Source organism: Pseudomonas maumuensis (genome assembly GCF_019139675.1).
In the GTDB taxonomy this organism is placed as follows: domain Bacteria; phylum Pseudomonadota; class Gammaproteobacteria; order Pseudomonadales; family Pseudomonadaceae; genus Aquipseudomonas; species Aquipseudomonas maumuensis.
Genome location: NZ_CP077077.1, coordinates 163719 through 182151, shown reverse-complemented (window position 1 = coordinate 182151; position 18433 = coordinate 163719). Strand labels below are relative to the sequence as shown.

The following is an 18433-nucleotide window of genomic DNA, read 5'->3' as shown; positions in this document are numbered from 1 at the left end:
ATCGGTGGCCAGGGCTGTCATCCAAGGCTGCGCAGGTAGTCCCAAGGATAGATCCCCCGCTCATGCCCATCGCTGAACACCAGCTGCAACCCGTACCCCTGTGCCTCGATCCGCGCCACGCGTACATCCTCGCGTACCAGGCTGATCGCGCCGTTCAACCTTGCCACGCGGCACTGTGAGCAAGGGCAGGCACCGCGCAGCCGGGCGTGGCTGATCACCTGCCACGTCTGGCCCCAGCGCAGCTGAAGCTCACCCGCTGCACGGCGGTTGTTCAACGCACTGGGGGTTTGCATCACGCCACCCCCCGCAACTGCGCCTGGGCGATACGCACCGCCTTGCGCACTTCCGGGTCACTGTCGGCCTCGGCCGCCTGCAACGCCGACAATGCCCGGGCTTCACCTAGTTCGCCCAGCGCCAGCGCAGCCTCCTTGCGCAAGTTGGCAATGCCGTGGCCAAGCAGCTGCGCCAGTGCTTCCAGCGCCGCCGCATGGCGGAGCCGGCCCAATGCCCGCGCCGCGCGCAGACGGACCTGCCAGTAGCTGTCGCCCAGGGCCGCGATCAACGCCTGCCCAGCCTCGCCATCGCCCACCTTGCCCAATGTGGTCGCCGCCTCTTCGCGCACCTGCCAGGCCTCGTCGGCCAAGGCGCCGATCAACGCCGGTAGCGCACTGCCGTCACGGGCCAGGCCTAACGCGCCAATGGCCGCACGGCGCACGTCGCTATCCGGTTCATTCGCCGCCAACTGCGCCAATGCGGGCAACGCCGCTGCATGCTTGAGCCAGCCAAGGATACCCACCGCCTCACGGCGCACAGCGCCATCACCATCGGCCAATGCCCGCAACGCGGGCTCGGCGGCTTCTTCCAGGCGCAGCTCGCGCAGGGCGCGCAAGGCACTGGCACGCACGAAGGCATCGGCGTGGTTGGTCCAGGGCAGGATCTGTTGCCCGGCGTCCTGGGTCTTGAGTTCGCTCAGGCTCTGGGCGGCCGCCAGCCGTACTGCCTCGGCAGGATCGGCGAGCGCGGCGCACAAGCCTTGCACCACCTCCGGTTGCTCCCAGGCTTCGAGCAGCCGCGCCGCCTCGGCGCGCACCTCAGAACTGGCGTCGACCAACAGCGCATCGGTCAACCAGGGGAGGCCGTCGGGGTCCTCCAGGTCGGCCAGGTCGATCAGCGCAATGCGCCGCACGCCAGCGTCGACATCGTTGAGGCGCGGCAACAGGTCGAGGATGTCAGGGTTATCGGTGATGCGTTCGGTCATCGGGCAATCCACGCTTGGTTGAAACAGAGGCTTCAGCGCAACAGGTAGGGGATGTCTACCTTCACTGCGCCGGTGGGGCAGTCTTTCTCGCAAGGCATGCAGTACCAGCATTCGTCGAAGGCCATGTAGGCCTTCTGCGTGGCCGGGTTGATGGCCAGCAGGTCCATGGGGCAGACCTCGACGCAGACGGTGCAGCCTTTCTCGGCGATGCACTTGTCTTCGTCGATGGTGACCGGGGCGCTGCTGCGAAAGAAGATTTCCTGGGGTTGGTAGGCCATGTTCACGGGGTCCTTGGGGCCTTTGGCCCTCTTTATGGTTAATCGCCGGGGCTGCTGGCCCTATCGCTGGCAAGCCAGCTCCCACAGAAGCGCTATGTCCACCCTGTGGGAGCCGGCTTGCCGGCGAAAGGGCCGCACAGCGGCCCCATTCACGCCGCGTCAGCCTTCACCCGCAGCCGGTCGTACGCGGTCTGCTCCTCGGCATCCAGCGGGATCAGGTACGGCTCCACCGGCTTTTTGAAGCTGGTCATCTCACCGTCCTCGCCCTTCTTCAGATGGCAATGCACGAACCACTCACCATCATTGCGCTCGGGGAAATCAACCCGGTGGTGGTACAGCCCCCAGCGGCTCTCCTTGCGGAACAACGAAGCGCGCGCGGCCATCTCGGCGCAATCGCGGATGACCGCAACTTCCATGGCGCGCATCAGCTCATGGGGGTTGCTGGCCTTCATCTGCGCCAGGTCGCGCTCGATCTCGGCGAACCGCGCCAGGCCGATCTCCATCTTCTTCGTAACCTTGGGCGGCTGCAGGTAGTCGTTGACCATGCGCCGCAGCTTGTACTCGACCTGCGCTGGCGGCAGCCCGTGCTCACGGCGCAGTGGGGCGAAGACCCGCGCCTGTTCACGTTCGACCTGCGCGCCATCGACGGCGGCGAAGTCACGCCCGGCCACGTACTGCGCGGCATTCACGCCGGCGAACCAGCCATAGGTGAAGGCGCCGAGCATGTAGTTGTGCGGCACCGCCGCCATGTCACCAGCGGCATAAAGGCCCTTCACGCTGGTCTCGGCCTTCTCGTTGACCCATACCCCCGACGCCGAATGCCCGGAGCAGAAACCGATCTCGGAGATATGCATCTCGACCATGTGCTGGCGGTAGTCGGTGCCGCGCCCGGCATGGAACTGGCCCCGGCTGGGGCGCTCATTGCCGTGCAGGATCTCTTCGATGTTCTGGATGGTTTCCTCGGCCAGGTGGTCGAGCTTGAGAAACACCGGGCCATTGCCGCCCTCGAGCTCTTGATGAAACTCCCACATCATCTGCCCGCTCCAGTAGTCACATTCGATGAAGCGCTCGCCCTTGCTGTTGGCGGTGTAGCCACCCAACGGTCCGGTGACGTAGGCGCAGGCAGGGCCGTTGTAGTCCTTGATCAGCGGGTTGATCTGGAAGCACTCGAGGTTCGCCAGCTCCGCCCCTGCGTGGTAGGCCATGGCGTAGCCGTCGCCGGCATTGGTGGGGTTTTCGTAGGTGCCCATCAGGTAGCCCGACGACGGCAGGCCCAGGCGCCCGGCGGCGCCACAGGCAAGGATCACCGCCTTGGCGCGGATCACCCGGAACACCCCCGTGCGGCAATCGAAACCGAGTACACCGGCCGCCGCGCCTTCGCCATCGAGCAGCACACGGGTGCAGACCATGCGGTTGCTGATCTCGACCCGGGCGCGCTTGAGCTGGCGATAGAGCACCTTCTTGATATCGTGCCCCTCCGGCATGGGCAGCACATAGGCGCCCATGTGGTGGACCTTCTTCACCGCGTAGTCGCCGGTCTCGTCCTTCTCGAACTTCACGCCCCAGCGGTCGAGCTGCTCGATGGTCTCGAAGCTCTTGGTGGCATAGGCATGCACCGTGGCCTGGTTGACGATGCCATCGTTGGCGACGGTGATTTCCTTGGTGTACTGCTCCGCGGTGGCATGGCCTGGGATGATGGCGTTGTTCAGACCGTCCATGCCCATGCTGATGGCGCCGCTGCGCTTGACGTTGGCCTTCTCCAGCAGCAGCACGCGCAGGGCCTTGTCCTGCTCCTTGGCCTTGATCGCCGCCATGGGGCCGGCGGTGCCGCCACCGATGACGACGATGTCGTAGTCCTGGATCTCCACAGTCATGCCTTGCCCCCTTTCTGGCGGTCGATGCGCAGGCGGTACTGGAAGGCATCGCCCCGGTAGTAGAGGTGCTCGAAGTCCAGCGGCGCGCCGTCGGCGGTGTGGGTAAGGCGCTCGATGCGCATGATCGGCGAGCCCTCCTCCACCTCCAGCGCCTGGGTGAGGTCGCTGTCGGCAAGCACCGCGTCGATGGCCAGGTCGGCATGGCCGAGGGCGATGCCGCAGTCGTTCTCCAGCAGCAGGAAGATGTCGCGGGTGACCAGGTCGGCCTTCTCCAGCTTTTCCCCGACCGCCTTGGGCAGCCAAGTGATTTCCAGCGACACCGGCTCGCGGTTGATCAGGCGCACCCGGCGGATCTCGGTGACCAGGCTGCCCTCCTCGACCTGCAGGCGTGCCGCCACCAGGGCACTGGCTGGCACATGGCGCAGGCTGCGCAGGCGGTTGAGCACTTCGTAGCCCATTTGCGTCATCGACTCGGCCAGCCCCTGCAGGGTGCTGACGTTCTGGAATGCCTTGGGCTTGGCGACGAAGGTGCCCTTGCCGTGGATCTTGAAGATCAGCCCTTCCTTCTGCAGGTCGCCCAGCGCCTGGCGCACGGTGATGCGGCTGACGTCGAACGCCTTGCCCAGCTCGTTTTCCGAGGGCATGCGGCTGTGCGGTGGGTAGCTGCCGTCGAGGATGCGCTCGCGCAGCAAGTCCTTGAGCTGGGTATAGAGCGGTACGGGAGAGAGGGGAAGCAATTCGGCCATGGTCGTCTTCGCTGTGATCTGACTTGTTATAACAAGTTGTAGCAAGAAGATAGCGAGCCTAAGTCTGCCCTGTGAAATATCGATATCGCATATGGATAGACCGTTGCGCACCCAAGCCTCGCACCGGTCGGGGCGGACTCGCCGGGCAATCGCCGGCTCCCCCGATGCCGTGGAAAAACAGCCACAGATCAAGGCGATGGACGTCCTCGACGCAGATGGGTATGATGCGGCCCGTTGCACTCGTAGCTCAGCTGGATAGAGTACTGCCCTCCGAAGGCAGGGGTCGTGGGTTCGAATCCCGCCGAGTGCGCCATGACATCAACCGTCACCCACGTGTTGCCACGGTGACGGCAAAAGCAAAGCCCCGCGCAGTCACTCTGGCGGGGCTTTTGCGTTTACGGGCTTCAGCCCTGCACGATGATCTGGCCCTGCAGGTCCCGGACCATGGCCTCGATGACCGGCTTCATCGCCTTGAACTCCTCAGGCGTACACACTGCCGTCGGATGCTTGAACTGCATGCGCCGCTCGACCACCACGGCATTGCCATCGCGGGTATACCGCGCGCTGTAGTCGAAGCTGCCTTCCTTCACGGCGACGGCCTTGGGCGTCGCCAGGACGGTGACTTCGGCAGGGAACTCGAAGCGCGACTGCTCCACCGTTTCGTTGGAAATGCAGACGAAGCCCTGGGTGCGTTCGTTTTCCGCGGCAAAGCCATAGACCATCTGCGAGATGCCGCCAGCCAGGCTGCTCAGCGCCGGAAGCCCCACTGGGCCTGGCAGGTTCACCAGGTTCTCGGTATGGCCCTGGACCTGGCTGCGGAAGTGCTCCGGCGCCACCGATGGCTGGATCAGGATCTTGCCGCTACCCCGCTGCCCGTAGGCATTGAGCACCTGCTCGACCATGCGGTCTAGGTCGGCTGGCTTCATCGACTTGGCGCCATAGCGGTTGACCTCGCTGGCCCAACCCTCGATCGTCGAAGTACCGGTAAAGTCCGCGGCACCCGTGCCCTTCACCTTGAACAGCATCTCACCGACCTGCTTGCCGAACTGCGAAGCCGGAGTCTTGCCGAACGCGCCCGAGGCCGTCAGCAGCGTGGTCTTGTCCAGGTCCATCAGCGGCAGGTAGCCAGCGGCCACCGACGGATCGGTCGAGTCCAGGTACAGGTCCAGGCTCGGCACGTAGGTGAGCACATGGTTGAGCACGCCCAGGGTCGGCACCTTGGGCAGATGGTAGGCATTGCCGAGGTTGATCAGGGCAGGCGAGCTTTCGATGGCCGCGGCCTTGAGCAACGCCTCGAGCAGGGCGACATGGTCCTTGCAGTCGCCATAGCGGTTGTCCAGCACGCTCTGCGCCGAATGCGGGACCACCCCGCCGGCACCGACATAGACCGCCACGTAGCGGATGTTCTCACGTACCCAGTCGCTGAGCTTGAGCGCCTTGGCCCGGGCATCGGGCAGGTTCGCCGTCAGTTGCTCGGCCAGTGCGGCGATGGCCGGCGTCACTTCCACGCCGGCGCGCGCCTGGTAGCTGGCGGCAAGCCCGGCGTAGTCCTTGAAGGTCGAGACCGCGAGGTACTGGCCGTAGTCGAGGTAGGACACGGCGCTCGCCTCGATCCTGGCCCGGTCGGTGGGCACGAAGTCCCAGCGGTAGACCTTGCGGCCCTTGCCGGCCTTGGGGGTGGACGCCTTGAAGCCACGAGCATCGGCGTACAGCGGCAGATCCGCCGGCAGGTCGTAGATCAGCGAGAACTGCTCCACGGGGTGGAAATCCGGGCCGGTGAGGTCCTCGAAGTGGCCAGGGAACAGCGCAGTGCTGCGATGGCGCTTGTAGCGCAACACCAGGCGATCACCGACGGCCACTTCCGGGAAGATCACCACCTTGACCCGGGAGTCCTGGAACATCGGCGCGTAGGTGGACGCCTGCTCCTGCTGCTCCTTGATCTGCGCGGCCTCCACCATGACCTTGCGCCCGTCGGGCTTCTGCGTGAAGGCTTCGTCGACCTCCAGGGTTTCGTACGAGCGGTTGTAGCTCAGCGCCTGCTGGGCCTTGGCTTGGATGGCCCGCTCTTCGTTGATGCGCGAGATCGACTCGACCGCCACCTGGAAGCTGCCGTCGGTCTGCACGGTGAAGGTCTGCACGACCTTTTCCAGGGTGAGGGAATGGTCGGTGCCGTCGTCACGGGCCTGGGCGGGCGCGATGCAGGCAAGGGTGAAGGCCAACACCCCGGCCAGGGGTGCAAGGTAAGACGTGAACATGAGGATCCTTCTCTGTAAAGCAGGGGTTATTACGAAAAACGCTAATGATACGCATTTTTGTCATAAAGCTGCAGGCCGCGCCGTAGGTGAAAGCTTGCACGTTTGTGCAGAAATGCACATTGCCACCTCTCCCGCGCCAGTGGTCATTGGTGATAGCGTGGGCATCTTCCGTTTGCGTAAACGGTCACCCTCCCCCCCTTGCAAAGGAATGCGCACACCCATGCCATTTACCAAGCTATCCGCCGCATCGCTCCTGCTGGCCAGCGTGGCCATGTTCTCGATCCCGGCCCAGGCCAACCTCTCCCAGCAGCAGTCCGCCGCCATCATCAAGGCCTACGACGGCAGCGACCCGGCGGACTTCAAGCAGTTCCTCGGCAAGCTGGCCGGCAGCGACCTGGCCAAGGCCGACAAGCTGGACGACACCCTCAAGCTGTACCTGGCCGGCAAGCCGCTGGCTGCCGAGCAACAGGACGAGATCAACCGTCTGCTGGGCCTGTACACCCGCATCAAGTACGGCAAGGCCGCCAAGGAGACCCTGCGCGAGCTGGTGGAGATCCCGACCGTTCGCAAAGAGGGCGTGCCGCAGCACGAGAACCCGGAATTCCTCAAGATCGCCGACAAGATCAAGGCCCTGGCGGAGGGCTTTGGCCTGCAGTTCCGCAATATCGACAACCGCGTCTACGAGATCACCTTGGGCGAAGGCAAGGAAGTCATCGGCATCCATGCCCATGCCGACGTGGTGCCGGTCACCCCGGAAAACTGGAAGCTCAAGGACGGCACCAAGCTCGACCCGTTCAAGGTCACCCTAGTGGGCGACCGCATGTACGGCCGCGGCACCGAGGACGACAAGAACGGCATCGTCGTGGCGCTCTACGCGCTGAAAGTAGCCAAGGACGAAAAGCTGCCGCTGGCGCGCCAGTTCAAGCTGCTGGTGGACACCACCGAGGAAACCACCGGTGACGCCATCCCCTACTACTTCGAACGCAACGCCACCCCCGACTACAACCTGGCGCTGGACGGCGGCTACCCGGTGGTGATCGCCGAGAAGGGCTACGGCACCGTCATGGCCACCTTCGCCAAGCGTGCCGGTGATGGCAAAGGCGCCGAGGTGATCAACCTCACCGGCGGCCTGGCCACCAACCAGATCCCCGGCAGCTCGGTGGCGACACTGACCAGCGACAAGCCGGCCGACCTGGCCAAGGCGCTGAACAAGGCCGGCGCGGCCTACGCCAAACGCCATGGTGGCGACTTCAGCATCGACGCCAAGGTCGACGGCAAGCAGGTGCTGCTGACCGTGACCGGCGTGTCGGCGCACTCCTCCGAGCCCGAGTCCGGTGTCAACCCGGTGGCGCGCATGCTCGACTTCCTCAATGGCCTGGGCAAGGACGTGCCGCTCAAGCACAACCACATCACCGACGCCGCCCGTTACGCCGCCGACAACTGGGGCCTGGACTACCTGGGCAACAAGCTCGGCGTCGGCTTCAAGGACGACTTCATGGGCCCGCTGACCACCTCGCTGACCTTCGTCGGCCTGGATGACAAGGCGCTGAAGCTGGCGGTGAACCTGCGCATTCCCAAAGGCAAGTCGCTCGACACCCTCAAGGGTGAGATCTCCGGCAAGCTCGACAGCTGGGTTGCCAAGAGCCAGACCAAGGTGGCCTTCGACTACAGCATGGACGAGCCGATGTACCGCAACCCCGAGGGCGAGTGGGTCAAGGCCCTGCTGGCCGTGGCCAGCGAGAACCTGGGCATGAAGCACGAGTACGGCACTTCCGCCGGCGCCACCTCGGTACACGACCTGCCCAACGGCGTGCAGTTCGGCCTGGCCATGCCGGATGTGAAGTACACCGGGCACAACGACAACGAGTTCAAGACCGTGGAGCAGTTCATGCTCGACCTGCAGATCGTCAGCGAGATGGTGGCGCGGATCGGGCAGATGCCGAAGCTCTGAGCCTTCTCAAAGGGCCGCTTTGCGGGCTTTTCACTGGCTTCATCGCCGGCAAGCCGGCTCCCACAGGTACAGCGCTGACCTTGAAGATGGCGCGATCGATGTGGGAGCCGGCTTGCCGGCGATTGGGCGGCGCAGCAGCCCCGCTTCACCGATGACGTTTTTCAATCACCTCGATGCCGTTTCCTGCATTGCCGTGCAGAGCGCCGTGCCGGATGCTTTATTTACTCCGACACCGCGCTTTTTCACCCACCGAGGCCCGTATGAAGAACGTCGAACAAATCCTCAAAGCCAAGTCCCAGCATCAGACCGTCTACACCATCAGCCCGGATGACTCGGTGCTGGATGCCTTGAAGCTGCTGGCGGAGAAGAACGTCGGTGCATTGCCGGTGATGGAAAACGACCAGGTCGTCGGCATCGTCAGCGAGCGCGACTATGCCCGCAAGCTGGTGCTCAAGGGGCGCTCATCGGCTGCAACGCCAGTACGGGAAATCATGAGTTCGCCGGTGGTCACCGTGGAGCCCAAGCAGAACCTCGAGTACTGCATGAACCTGATGACCAACCGCCATCTGCGCCACCTGCCCGTAGTGGATAACGGCAAGCTGCTGGGGCTTTTGTCGATTGGCGACCTTGTGAAAGAAACCATCGCCGAGCAGGCCAACCTGATCCTGCAGCTCGAGCAATACATCCGCGGCGAATGATCTCCTTCAGTGGTAAGCGCGCTCCAGCTCGTCCAGTTGATGGTCGAAGCTGCGCAGGCGCGCCGACCAGGTGTACACCAGCACTTCCAGATCGCGATTGAGCACGGCGGTATTGCCGCCGTCGCGCACCGGGGCATCGCACAGGTCCAGCTGGTAGCGTTCGCGGGCCATCGCCGTGGCCACGCTGGACAGGTCGCGGGCATTGGCCAACCAATGATGGTGGTGGTCGTGAACCTCGCGGTCGAGCTCCCGGCACTGGCGCTTGAGGGCATCGAGGCTCTGCTCCAGCGGCGTGCCCTTGAGCTCGCCCATCACCTCCTCGAAGGTGCGCCCGGAGTGCCAGTAGCTACCCCAAAAATAGCGGTCGAACACCGTCTCGACCCGGCGCAGGGCGACCTTGGTGTTCCAGATGGTCAGCAACGTTCGCCCCTGGGCCACCTCACGCTTGTTCAGGTGCAAATGCTGCCAGGCGATCCATGCCAGGCCGCAGAGCGCCACCGCCGCGGTCACGGCGGCGGCGGCATAGAGAAACTGCACGGCCTGGTTCATCTGGTGGGTGTGCCGGATACCGTAGAAGTAGCCGGCGGTCAGGGTGCCCAGGATCGTCACGGTGCACCAGAATCCTGGTGCGTAGGGATCTTTCATTGCGCCATCCCCTCTTGTTTTACCTGAGCATAGCAACGGCCCGATCACCCATCAGGTGCCGCTCGGCGCTTTATTTGCGGGGGCGACGCAGCGCTTCGTTGAGTTGGTCGAAGGGTACCGCCCAATCGGCGTCCTCTATGATGCTTTCCTTCAAAAAGGCTCTTTGCGCCTCGGTCCAGAACGGCGCATCCACCAGCTTGATTTCGTTCTTCAACGGCGAATGAGTGGTGATGAACTGGTCGATGCTGGTGGCATCGTCCGCCAGCCCCAGTTGCTTGAACAGGTCGGCAAATGGATGGTTCGGTGCTTCCATGATTCCTCCTCGGGCCGGGCGGGTCGTCGACGACGCCAACCCGGCGTTGGTTGCGAGCATCAGCTCAATTCGCGCACTTCGGCGTGCGGCACCAGCTTCAAGTATTGCTCCATGCTCATGTGGATCAGATGATCGTGGTCACCTGCCTCGAGGTAGACATCGCCCTGGCGGGTAAGACTCCGGTCGAGCAGCATGGGAATGTTGTAGGCGTCGCCCAGGGCCGGGATGGCGCCGCGCTCGCAATCGCCGAACAGGCTCGGCAGGTTGCTTTCGCGGGTCAGCTGCCAGGCGCCGGTCATGCGCACCTCGGTCATGTCCAGATGCCGGTTGGCCGGCAGCACGGCCATGATGAAGTTGCCATGGCGGTCATCGAGCATCACTGACTTGGCGACCCGCTCGGCGGGTACGCCGGCCGTGCGCGCCGACTCCAGGCTGGTGGCCGAATGGGGATGGGGAATGATGTCGTAGTCGCAGTTGGCCTGGTCCAGGCGCTGCTGAAGGGTCTTGGCCATACGCATGATGCACCTCCGGTTTTGCCCCCATCCTCAAGTTTAGGCCGTGGCCCGGCAGCCACGGCTAAACTTCAAGGACAGGTCCGCATGAGGTGACGACAGGTGATCGCCCAGCGCTGGCGCATGCTGCTGTTGCTGTTGATGCTCGGCTTCGCCCCGGGTGGCCAGACCGCGCCTGGCGCAAGCGTATGGCTATTGAGCGTCGATGACGCCATCGGTCCGGCCAGCGCCGACTATCTGCTGCGTGGGCTGGACCAGGCGCAGGCACAAGGCGCGCAACTGGTGGTGATCCGCCTCGACACCCCCGGCGGGCTGGACAGCGCCATGCGCCAGATCATCAAGGCCATCCTCGCCAGCCCGGTGCCGGTGGCCACCTACGTCGCCCCGGGCGGTGCCAGGGCGGCCAGCGCCGGCACCTACATCCTCTACGCCAGTCACGTGGCAGCCATGGCTCCGGGGACCAACCTGGGCGCGGCGACGCCGGTCCAGATCGGTATCTCCGGCAAGGACGAAAAACCTGCTGCGAGCAGCGAACAGGACACTCTTGCCCATAAACAGGTCAACGACGCCGCAGCCTACATCCGCGGCCTGGCGCAACTGCGCGGGCGCAACGCCGACTGGGCGGAAAAGGCCGTGCGCGAGGCGGTCAGCCTATCGGCCAGCGAAGCCCAGCGGCTGAAGGTCATCGACCTGGTCGCCGTTGACCTGCCCGACCTGCTGCGCCAGCTCGATGGTCAAACACTGACCGTCGCCGGCCAGGCCCTATCCCTGCAGACCGCTGGCGCCAGCGTGGTGGAACACCTGCCGGACTGGCGCACCCGCCTGCTCGCGGTGATCACCAACCCCAGCGTGGCGCTGATCCTGATCATGATCGGCGTGTACGGCCTGCTGTTCGAATTCATGAACCCGGGCTCCGGGGTCGGCGGCGTGGTCGGCGGCATCTGCCTGCTGCTGGCGCTGTATGCCCTGCAACTGCTACCGGTGAGCCATGCCGGGGTGGCGTTGATCCTGCTCGGGGTGGCGTTCATGGTCGCCGAGGCGTTCCTGCCCAGCTTCGGCGTGGTCGGCTTCGGCGGTATCGTCGCCTTCGTCGTCGGCGCGGTGATCCTGATGGACACCGACGCCCCAGGCTTCGGCATTCCGCTGGCGCTGATCGTCAGCCTGGCAGTGCTCTCGGCGCTGTTGCTCGGCGGCGTGCTGGGCATGGCGGTGAAGGCGCGGCGGCGCGCCCTGGTCAGCGGCGATGCCGGGCTGGTGGGCAGCCTGGTAACGGTGACGCAGGTGCGCACCGACAACCCGTTCTGCGGCTCGGTACAGGCCCAGGGCGAACAGTGGCAGGTGCAGTGCGCGACACCGCTGCAACCTGGCCAGCACGTGCGGGTGACGGCCCGTCATGGCGTGACCCTGGAGGTCAGCGCCACTGCGCCCACGGCGCAAGGAGAGTAAGCGATGTTCATGCAATTCGGTTTCAGCGCCGTACTGGTGCTGCTGGCCGTACTGCTGCTGTCGGCGCTGCGCATCCTGCGCGAGTACGAGCGCGGCGTGGTGTTCCAGCTCGGGCGCTTCTGGCAGGTCAAGGGCCCGGGCCTGATCATCCTGATTCCGGGGATCCAGCAGATGGTGCGCGTCGACCTGCGCACCGTGGTGCTGGATGTACCGCCCCAGGACGTGATCACCCGCGACAACGTCTCGGTCAAGGTCAACGCCGTGCTGTACTTTCGCGTACTCGACCCACAGAAGGCGATCATCCAGGTCGAGGACTTCCTCGCCGCCACCAGCCAGCTGGCCCAGACCACCTTGCGGGCGGTGCTTGGCAAGCACGAGCTGGACGAACTGCTGGCCGAGCGCGAACAGTTGAACTCGGATATCCGCGAAGTGCTGGATGCACAGACCGACGCTTGGGGCATCAAGGTGGCCAACGTCGAGATCAAGCACGTCGACCTCAACGAATCGATGATCCGCGCCATCGCCCGCCAGGCCGAGGCCGAGCGCGAACGCCGGGCCAAGGTGATCCATGCCGAGGGTGAGTTGCAGGCGTCGGAGAAACTCATGCAGGCGGCGCAGATGCTGGGCAAGGAGCCGGGGGCGATGCAATTGCGCTACATGCAGACGCTGGGTTCGATTGCCGGGGACAAGAGCTCGACCATCGTGTTTCCACTGCCGGTGGATCTGCTCAAGGGGCTGCTCGATCGGCAGCGCTGATGGGGCCTCTGGGAGGCCCCATCACGCGTCAAAGCGGCGCGCGGCGCAAGGTGGCGAGGAACGTCGCAGCGCCAATGAACAGCCCGGCAAAGGTGCGGTTCAGGCGCTTCTGCTGCTTCGGCGTGCGCAGCAGGCGCAGCACCCGCGAAGCCAGCCCGGTATAGCCCGCCATCACCAGCAGGTCGACGCTGATCATGGTCACGGTGATCGCCACGTACTGTGGCAGCAACGCCTCGTGCGGGTTGATGAACTGCGGCAGCACCGCGAGCATGAACACCAGCGCCTTGGGGTTGCTGACATTAACCAGGAAACCACGGAACACCAGGCTCAGCGGCTTACCGATCGGCCGCACGCCGGACCCGTCGCTCATGTCCATCGGCAGTGCTTGCCATTGCTTGTAAGCGAGGTAAACCAGGTAGGCGACGCCGAACCACTTGATGACCTGGAAGGCCGTGGCGGAAGCGGCAAGGATGGCACCGACACCGGCGGCGATGACGGCGATCTGCACGATCAGGCCCAGTTGCAGGCCCAGGGCATTCCAGTACCCCCGCCAGAAACCGTACTGCAGCCCGCTGGACATCGAGGCAATGGCCCCGGCGCCCGGCGACAGGCTGATCACCCAGCACGCGGCAAAGAAGGCCAACCACGTTTCCATCGACATCGCACACCTCGCTCGAACATTTGTTACAAAGCGTTAAGCTACGGTGCTGGCGAAAAAATAACCACTAAATTCTGCGGCTTCAGTCGGTTTCGATCGCCTCGGGCCTTACCGCTGTGGCGGCCTCGGCGCCACGCCAACGGCGCACGGCCTTCTGGAAGAACTGGCTGTTGGGTACCTGTACCAGCGCGCCCCCCGCTTCCGGCGTTTCCATCAGCGTGGTGTACAGCAGATTGATGGCGATCACCCGGCCCTTCACCCCCGGCTTGTCGAGGGTGTCGACCAACTCGACCACATCGCCGATGCGAAATGGCCCGACAGTGAAGATCAGTACCGCGCACAGCAAGTTGGACAGCACGCTCCAGATGGCGAAGAACGCCACCGCCGCCACCGCGACGAAGCCCGACAGCGCGGTCCACAGCACCGTGGCCGAGACGCCCAGGCGCTCGAGCACGAACAGCAACGCGCTGCCCATGATCAGCCAGCGCAAGGCGCCGCGCACCGGCACCATCAGCTCGTGCGGCAAAGGGTAGCGTTCGCCCAGACTTCTCAACCCGCGAGCGACCATGCGCTGCAGGACGAACGCGGCGATGAGGATCAGCAGAATCTGCAACCCCAGCCACATCGAGTCCATCCACTGCCCCGGCAACAGCGAGCGCAGCTCCTCCATCAGGACAGCGCCTCGAGTTCGGCCTGCATGCTTTCGAGGGTTTCCAGAGCCTCCATCCAGGCCTCTTCAAGCTCGCCTTCGCGTTGCTTGAGCTTGGTCTGGCGAGCCAGCAGGTCGCGCAGTTCATCCTTGCGCGCGGCCTCGTATACGCCACCGTCGCCCAGCGCGGTCTCGACCTCGGCCAGATCCTTGTGTACCTGGTTGAGCTCGGTCTCCAGCTTGTCGGCCGCCTTCTTGTGCGGCGCCAACTGCTGGCGCAGGGCCGCGGCCGCCTGGCGCTGGGCTTTCTTGTCGGTCTTGTCGGGGTTGGCCGGCGTGCTGCTCACCGGCGCGTTGCGCTGGCGGAACTCGACCAGCCAGCGGCTGTAGTCGTCCAGGTCGCCGTCGAAGGTGTCGACCTTACCGTCGGCCACCAGCAGGAAGTCGTTGGTGGTGCTCTTGAGCAGGTGACGGTCGTGGGAGACCACCACCACGGCACCGGCGAACTCCTGCAGCGCCATGGTCAGCGCCAGGCGCATCTCGAGGTCCAGGTGGTTGGTCGGTTCGTCGAGCAGCAACAGGTTCGGTCGCTCCCAGGCGATCAGCGCCAAGGCTAGGCGGGCCTTCTCGCCACCGGAGAAGTTGACCACCGGCTCGTCCACACGATTGCCATGGAAGTCGAAACCACCGAGGAAGTCGCGCAGGGTCTGCTCACGCTCGCCCGGCGCGATGCGTTGCAGGTGCAACAGTGGGCTGGCCTTGTCGTCCAGCGAGTCGAGCTGATGCTGGGCGAAGTAGCCGACGGCGAGGTTTTCACCGCGCACCAGGCGCCCGGACAACGGCTGCAGCTCGCCGGCGAGGTTCTTGATCAGGGTCGACTTGCCCGCGCCGTTGGGGCCAAGCAGGCCAATCCGCGCACCCGGCGCCAGCTGCAGCTTGACCTTCTCGAGGATGGCCTTGTCGCCATAGCCCAGGCGGCCCTCGGACAGGTCGAGCAGAGGGCTGGAGATCTTCTCCGATTCGCGGAAGACGAAGTCGAACGGCGAATCGACGTGGGCCGCCGACAGCTCCTCCATGCGCTCGAGGGCCTTGATCCGGCTCTGCGCCTGGCGCGCCTTGGTGGCCTGGGCCTTGAAGCGGGCGATGTACTTTTCCATGTGCGCGCGCTGCGCCTGCTGCTTCTCGTAGGCCTGCTGCTGCTGCGCCAGGCGTTCGGCGCGGGTGCGCTCGAAGGCGCTGTAGCCGCCCTTGTAGAGATTGAGCTTGCGTTGCTCGACATGCAGCACATGGTCGACCACGGCATCGAGGAAGTCGCGGTCGTGGGAGATCAGCAGCAGCGTGCCCGGGTAGCCCTTGAGCCACTCCTCCAGCCAGAGGATGGCGTCGAGGTCCAGGTGGTTGGTCGGTTCGTCGAGCAGCAGCAGGTCGGACGGGCACATCAAGGCCTGGGCCAGGTTCAGGCGCATCCGCCAGCCACCGGAAAAGTCACCGACGCGGCGGTCCATCTGCTCGTTGCTGAAGCCAAGGCCGGCCAGCAGCTTGCGCGCCCGGGCGTCGGCGGTGTAGCCGTCGGCGCTGTCCAGCTCACTGTGCAGGCGCGCCAGGGCGGTACCGTCATGGGCCTGCTCGGCGGCGGCCAGTTCGGCCTGGACCTTACGCAGGCGCACGTCGCCATCGAGGACATAGTCCACGGCGATACGGTCGAGGGTGTCGACCTCCTGGCGCATGTGGGCGATGCGCCAGTCGCCGGGCAGCTGGCAGTCACCGGCATCGGGCGACAGCTCGCCGCGCAGCAAGGCGAACAGGCTGGATTTACCGGCACCGTTGGCACCGATCAGGCCGGCCTTGTGGCCGGTGTGCAGGGTCATCTCGGCGCCTTCTAGCAGGCGCTGGGGACCACGCTGTAAAGTGAGGTTCGATAGTCTGATCATGATGGTCGCGGAGTCTACCAGCTTCCCCGATCACTGGCGCGAGTGAAACCATGCACACCGACCTGTGGAATCATGCCCTGGCCCTGTATGCCCGGCCGGGTGTCGAGGCAGCCTGCCTGGCCCTCCAGGAACTGGGCGGCGATGTCTGCCTGCTGCTTTGCGGCACCTGGTTGCAGGCCCGCGGCGTGGCCGTCGACGAACAACGGATTGCCACCCTGCAGGCGCTGGCCGGGCCCTGGCAACGAGACGTTGTGGCGCCGCTACGCGCCCTGCGCCGGCAATGGCGCGAACACGCACTGGCCGACCCGCAACTGAGCGTGATGCGTGAGCAGGTGAAAGCGCTGGAACTGCAGGCTGAACGCACCTTGCTGGAACGCCTGGAGGCGTTGGCGCGTGAGTGGCCGGCGCAAGCGAGCGAGGCGCCGGACTGGCTGACCCGGCTGACGCCGGACCAGGCCCGGGACCACGACGCGCTGCATCAGCTGCGCGCCGCGGCCCGTAGGCTTCAGGACGCCGAAGTCGACGACTGAGCCGGAGTGCCGGTTACCGCAGGCGCAGCCGCGCTGGCCACGGACGCCGGGGTGGCGTTGGCGGCCGCAGGGGCTGGCTTGTTTTCGGCAGGCTTGGCAGGGGCTTTGGCAGCGGCCGGTTTGGCGGCTGGCTTGGCTGCCGGTTTCGCGGCGGGCTTGGCCGCTGCAGGCTTCGCCGGTACTTTGGCGGCAGCAGGCTTGGCCGCTGGTTTGGCGGCGGTGGTCTTCGCCGGAGCCTTGGCCGCAGCCGGTTTGGCCGCAGGCTTGGCGGCAGGTTTCGCAGCAGCAGTCTTCGCCGGCGCCTTGGCGGCAGCCGGTTTGGCCGCAGGCTTGGCGGCAGGTTTCGCGGCGGCAGTCCTCGCCGGTGCCTTGGCGGCAGCCGGTTTGGCCGCGGGCTTGGCGGCAGGTTTCGCGGCGGCGGCCCTTGCCGGTGCCTTGGCGGCAGTCGGTTTGGCCGCAGGCTTGGCAGCAGGTTTCGCGGCGGCAGTCTTCGCCGGTGCCTTGGCGGCAGCCGGTTTGGCCGCGGGCTTGGCGGCAGGTTTCGCAGCCGCGGTCTTCGCCGGTGCCTTGGTGGCAGCAGGCTTGGCTGCTGGCTTGGCTGCTGGTTTGGCCGCAGGTTTCGCGGTGGCTTTCGCTGCTGTCGTACGCGCGCCCAGGGCCTTGGCGGCCGCCTCGCGCACCTTGCCGACACCCTGGGCCAACTTCAGGCTTTCCTGGGCATCACGCTTGAGTTGCTGGATATAGGTACGGGTCTGCGCCTGACGATCCTTGAGCGAATCGAGCAAGTCTTCAAGTTCGCCAGCGGCTTTCTGAGCTTTGCCTTGTGCCTTGGCTTTACCGGCCTTGGCGGCGTCCTGCAACTTCAGACGGGCGTTGTGGAGTTTTTCCTGGGCCTTGCCACGTTGTTTTTCCAACTTGGCCAAGAGTTTCTCGGCATCCGCCAGCGCTTGGGAGCAGGCATCTTCCAAATGTTCGAGCAGGCTGCCCGAAAGTTGCTGGAGCAGGTGCAACGGCGTACTTACTGGCTTCTTTTTGGCCGACATGGTTTACCTCCTGGCTGACGAGAGTGCGGCTCATACTATGCTTCTGCTGCTACCGCCGCTAGGGCATGTTGACAGTCTCAGTAGCGCCGCGTTGCATGCCTGGGCAAAGTTGTTGTCTTGCAGCTGGAAACAAGTGTAGTTGCCCATTAGTGCAGTGCCGATATTTACACATCCTTCGCCAACAACGCTGGCATACTTCGCGCTCATTGCCGCAGGAGATGTCCATGCCTCGTTATCTGATTCTCGGCCTGTGCCTGGTGATGCCGCTCTCCCTGGCCAATGCCGAAACCACCCCCGCCAACGACAGCGACCTGGCCTACAGCCTGGGCGCCAGCCTCGGTGAACGGCTGCGTCAGGAAATGCCCGACCTGCAACTTGACGCGCTGCTCGAAGGGTTGCGCCAGGCCTACCAGGGCGAGCCGCCGCGGATTGCCAAGTCACGCATGCAGGCCATCCTCGAACAGCACGAAACACAAGCCAACGCCGCCGCCGAAAAAGCCCAGGTGGACAAACTGGTAGAAGCTGAAAAGCGCTTTATCGCGGGTGAGCGGGCCAAGACCGGAGTACGTGAGTTGCCCGAGGGCCTTCTCTACAGCGAACTGGCCAGCGGCAGCGGTGCGCAGCCCAAACCCGGTGGCCGCGTGCAAGTGAAATATGTGGGCAAGCTGCCGGATGGCACAGTGTTCGACCAAAACCTGCAACCGCAGTGGTTCAAGCTGGATTCGGTGATCGAGGGGTGGCAGGTGGCGCTGCCACGGATGAAAGCGGGGGCCAAATGGCGCCTGGTGATCCCGTCGGCGCAAGCCTACGGCGCCGACGGTGCGGGTGACCTGATCGCACCCTATACCCCACTGGTGTTCGAGATCGAACTGCTGGACGTGGCTGACTGA

General features: G+C 65.0%; 19 protein-coding genes and 1 tRNA gene. 7 read left to right on the top strand and 13 right to left on the bottom strand.

Annotated features, from left to right (window positions below):
* Positions 1-17: 17 nt before the first annotated feature.
* The 5 genes from KSS90_RS00885 to KSS90_RS00865 all read right to left on the bottom strand — a co-directional run bounded on the left by KSS90_RS00885 (position 18) and on the right by KSS90_RS00865 (position 4156).
* Positions 18-293, bottom strand: a complete 276-nt coding sequence (locus KSS90_RS00885; protein ID WP_217867877.1) for a DUF971 domain-containing protein — start codon at positions 291-293, stop codon at positions 18-20.
* Positions 293-1258, bottom strand: coding sequence for a HEAT repeat domain-containing protein (locus KSS90_RS00880; protein ID WP_217867876.1), 966 nt, complete (start codon positions 1256-1258; stop codon positions 293-295). The genes KSS90_RS00885 and KSS90_RS00880 overlap by 1 nt, the downstream gene beginning before the upstream one ends.
* Before the next feature lie 32 nt (positions 1259-1290).
* Positions 1291-1536: a 4Fe-4S dicluster domain-containing protein gene (locus tag KSS90_RS00875; protein WP_008096634.1), complete on the bottom strand. Its 246-nt coding sequence runs from the start codon at positions 1534-1536 to the stop codon at positions 1291-1293.
* Positions 1537-1685: 149 nt separating this feature from the next.
* Positions 1686-3410: a fumarate reductase/succinate dehydrogenase flavoprotein subunit gene (locus tag KSS90_RS00870; RefSeq protein ID WP_217867875.1), complete on the bottom strand. Its 1725-nt coding sequence runs from the start codon at positions 3408-3410 to the stop codon at positions 1686-1688.
* Entirely contained in the window at positions 3407-4156 is a 750-nt protein-coding gene (locus KSS90_RS00865) for a GntR family transcriptional regulator (RefSeq protein ID WP_217867874.1), read from the bottom strand. The genes KSS90_RS00870 and KSS90_RS00865 overlap by 4 nt, the downstream gene beginning before the upstream one ends.
* Before the next feature lie 236 nt (positions 4157-4392).
* Here KSS90_RS00865 and KSS90_RS00860 point away from each other — a divergent pair.
* Positions 4393-4469, top strand: a tRNA-Arg gene (locus KSS90_RS00860).
* Positions 4470-4560: 91 nt separating this feature from the next.
* On the opposite strand, the gene KSS90_RS00855 is transcribed toward KSS90_RS00860, so the two are convergent.
* Positions 4561-6411: a DUF3857 domain-containing transglutaminase family protein gene (locus KSS90_RS00855; protein ID WP_217867873.1), complete on the bottom strand. Its 1851-nt coding sequence runs from the start codon at positions 6409-6411 to the stop codon at positions 4561-4563.
* Positions 6412-6631: 220 nt separating this feature from the next.
* Between KSS90_RS00855 and KSS90_RS00850 the strand changes: the two genes are divergently transcribed.
* Complete coding sequence (locus KSS90_RS00850) at positions 6632-8362, top strand: dipeptidase (RefSeq protein ID WP_217867872.1); 1731 nt, start codon at positions 6632-6634, stop codon at positions 8360-8362.
* A gap of 260 nt (positions 8363-8622) precedes the next feature.
* Positions 8623-9060 carry a CBS domain-containing protein gene (locus KSS90_RS00845; protein WP_023629224.1) on the top strand — a complete coding sequence of 146 codons (438 nt, stop codon included), beginning with the start codon at positions 8623-8625 and terminating at the stop codon, positions 9058-9060.
* 6 nt (positions 9061-9066) lie between these two features.
* On the opposite strand, the gene KSS90_RS00840 is transcribed toward KSS90_RS00845, so the two are convergent.
* The 3 genes from KSS90_RS00840 to KSS90_RS00830 form a co-directional block, all read right to left on the bottom strand.
* Complete coding sequence (locus KSS90_RS00840; protein ID WP_023629225.1) at positions 9067-9705, bottom strand: hypothetical protein; 639 nt, start codon at positions 9703-9705, stop codon at positions 9067-9069.
* A 70-nt stretch (positions 9706-9775) separates the two neighbouring features.
* The gene (locus tag KSS90_RS00835; protein WP_217869712.1) at positions 9776-10018 is read right to left on the bottom strand and encodes a DUF2789 domain-containing protein; all 243 of its coding nucleotides are present in this window, start codon (positions 10016-10018) and stop codon (positions 9776-9778) included.
* 59 nt (positions 10019-10077) lie between these two features.
* Complete coding sequence (locus KSS90_RS00830; protein ID WP_023629227.1) at positions 10078-10536, bottom strand: aminoacyl-tRNA deacylase; 459 nt, start codon at positions 10534-10536, stop codon at positions 10078-10080.
* 96 nt (positions 10537-10632) lie between these two features.
* On the opposite strand from KSS90_RS00830, the gene KSS90_RS00825 reads away from it, so the two are divergent.
* Together KSS90_RS00825 and KSS90_RS00820 are read left to right on the top strand one after the other, a co-directional pair.
* Positions 10633-11976, top strand: a complete 1344-nt coding sequence (locus KSS90_RS00825) for an NfeD family protein (protein WP_217867871.1) — start codon at positions 10633-10635, stop codon at positions 11974-11976.
* Between the two features lie 3 nt (positions 11977-11979).
* Positions 11980-12732, top strand: a complete 753-nt coding sequence (locus KSS90_RS00820) for a slipin family protein (RefSeq protein ID WP_217867870.1) — start codon at positions 11980-11982, stop codon at positions 12730-12732.
* A gap of 28 nt (positions 12733-12760) precedes the next feature.
* Here KSS90_RS00820 and KSS90_RS00815 read toward each other — a convergent pair whose 3' ends face one another.
* From KSS90_RS00815 to KSS90_RS00805, 3 genes are all read right to left on the bottom strand, one after another.
* Complete coding sequence (locus KSS90_RS00815) at positions 12761-13393, bottom strand: LysE family transporter (protein ID WP_217867869.1); 633 nt, start codon at positions 13391-13393, stop codon at positions 12761-12763.
* Between the two features lie 79 nt (positions 13394-13472).
* Positions 13473-14060: a mechanosensitive ion channel family protein gene (locus KSS90_RS00810; protein ID WP_217867868.1), complete on the bottom strand. Its 588-nt coding sequence runs from the start codon at positions 14058-14060 to the stop codon at positions 13473-13475.
* Positions 14060-15970 carry an ATP-binding cassette domain-containing protein gene (locus KSS90_RS00805; protein WP_217867867.1) on the bottom strand — a complete coding sequence of 637 codons (1911 nt, stop codon included), beginning with the start codon at positions 15968-15970 and terminating at the stop codon, positions 14060-14062. Before KSS90_RS00805 ends, KSS90_RS00810 begins: the two co-directional genes overlap by 1 nt.
* 50 nt (positions 15971-16020) lie before the next feature.
* On the opposite strand from KSS90_RS00805, the gene KSS90_RS00800 reads away from it, so the two are divergent.
* Complete coding sequence (locus KSS90_RS00800; protein ID WP_217867866.1) at positions 16021-16500, top strand: TIGR02444 family protein; 480 nt, start codon at positions 16021-16023, stop codon at positions 16498-16500.
* Here the strand turns inward: KSS90_RS00800 and KSS90_RS00795 are convergent.
* A complete protein-coding gene (locus KSS90_RS00795; RefSeq protein WP_217867865.1) occupies positions 16476-17543 on the bottom strand; it encodes an AlgP family protein in 1068 nt (355 codons plus the stop codon). The two genes, KSS90_RS00800 and KSS90_RS00795, sit on opposite strands and share 25 nt — an antisense overlap.
* A 224-nt stretch (positions 17544-17767) precedes the next feature.
* Here KSS90_RS00795 and KSS90_RS00790 point away from each other — a divergent pair, with 224 nt between their 5' ends.
* On the top strand, positions 17768-18433 hold the full coding sequence (locus KSS90_RS00790; RefSeq protein ID WP_217867864.1) for an FKBP-type peptidyl-prolyl cis-trans isomerase: 666 nt from the start codon (positions 17768-17770) through the stop codon (positions 18431-18433).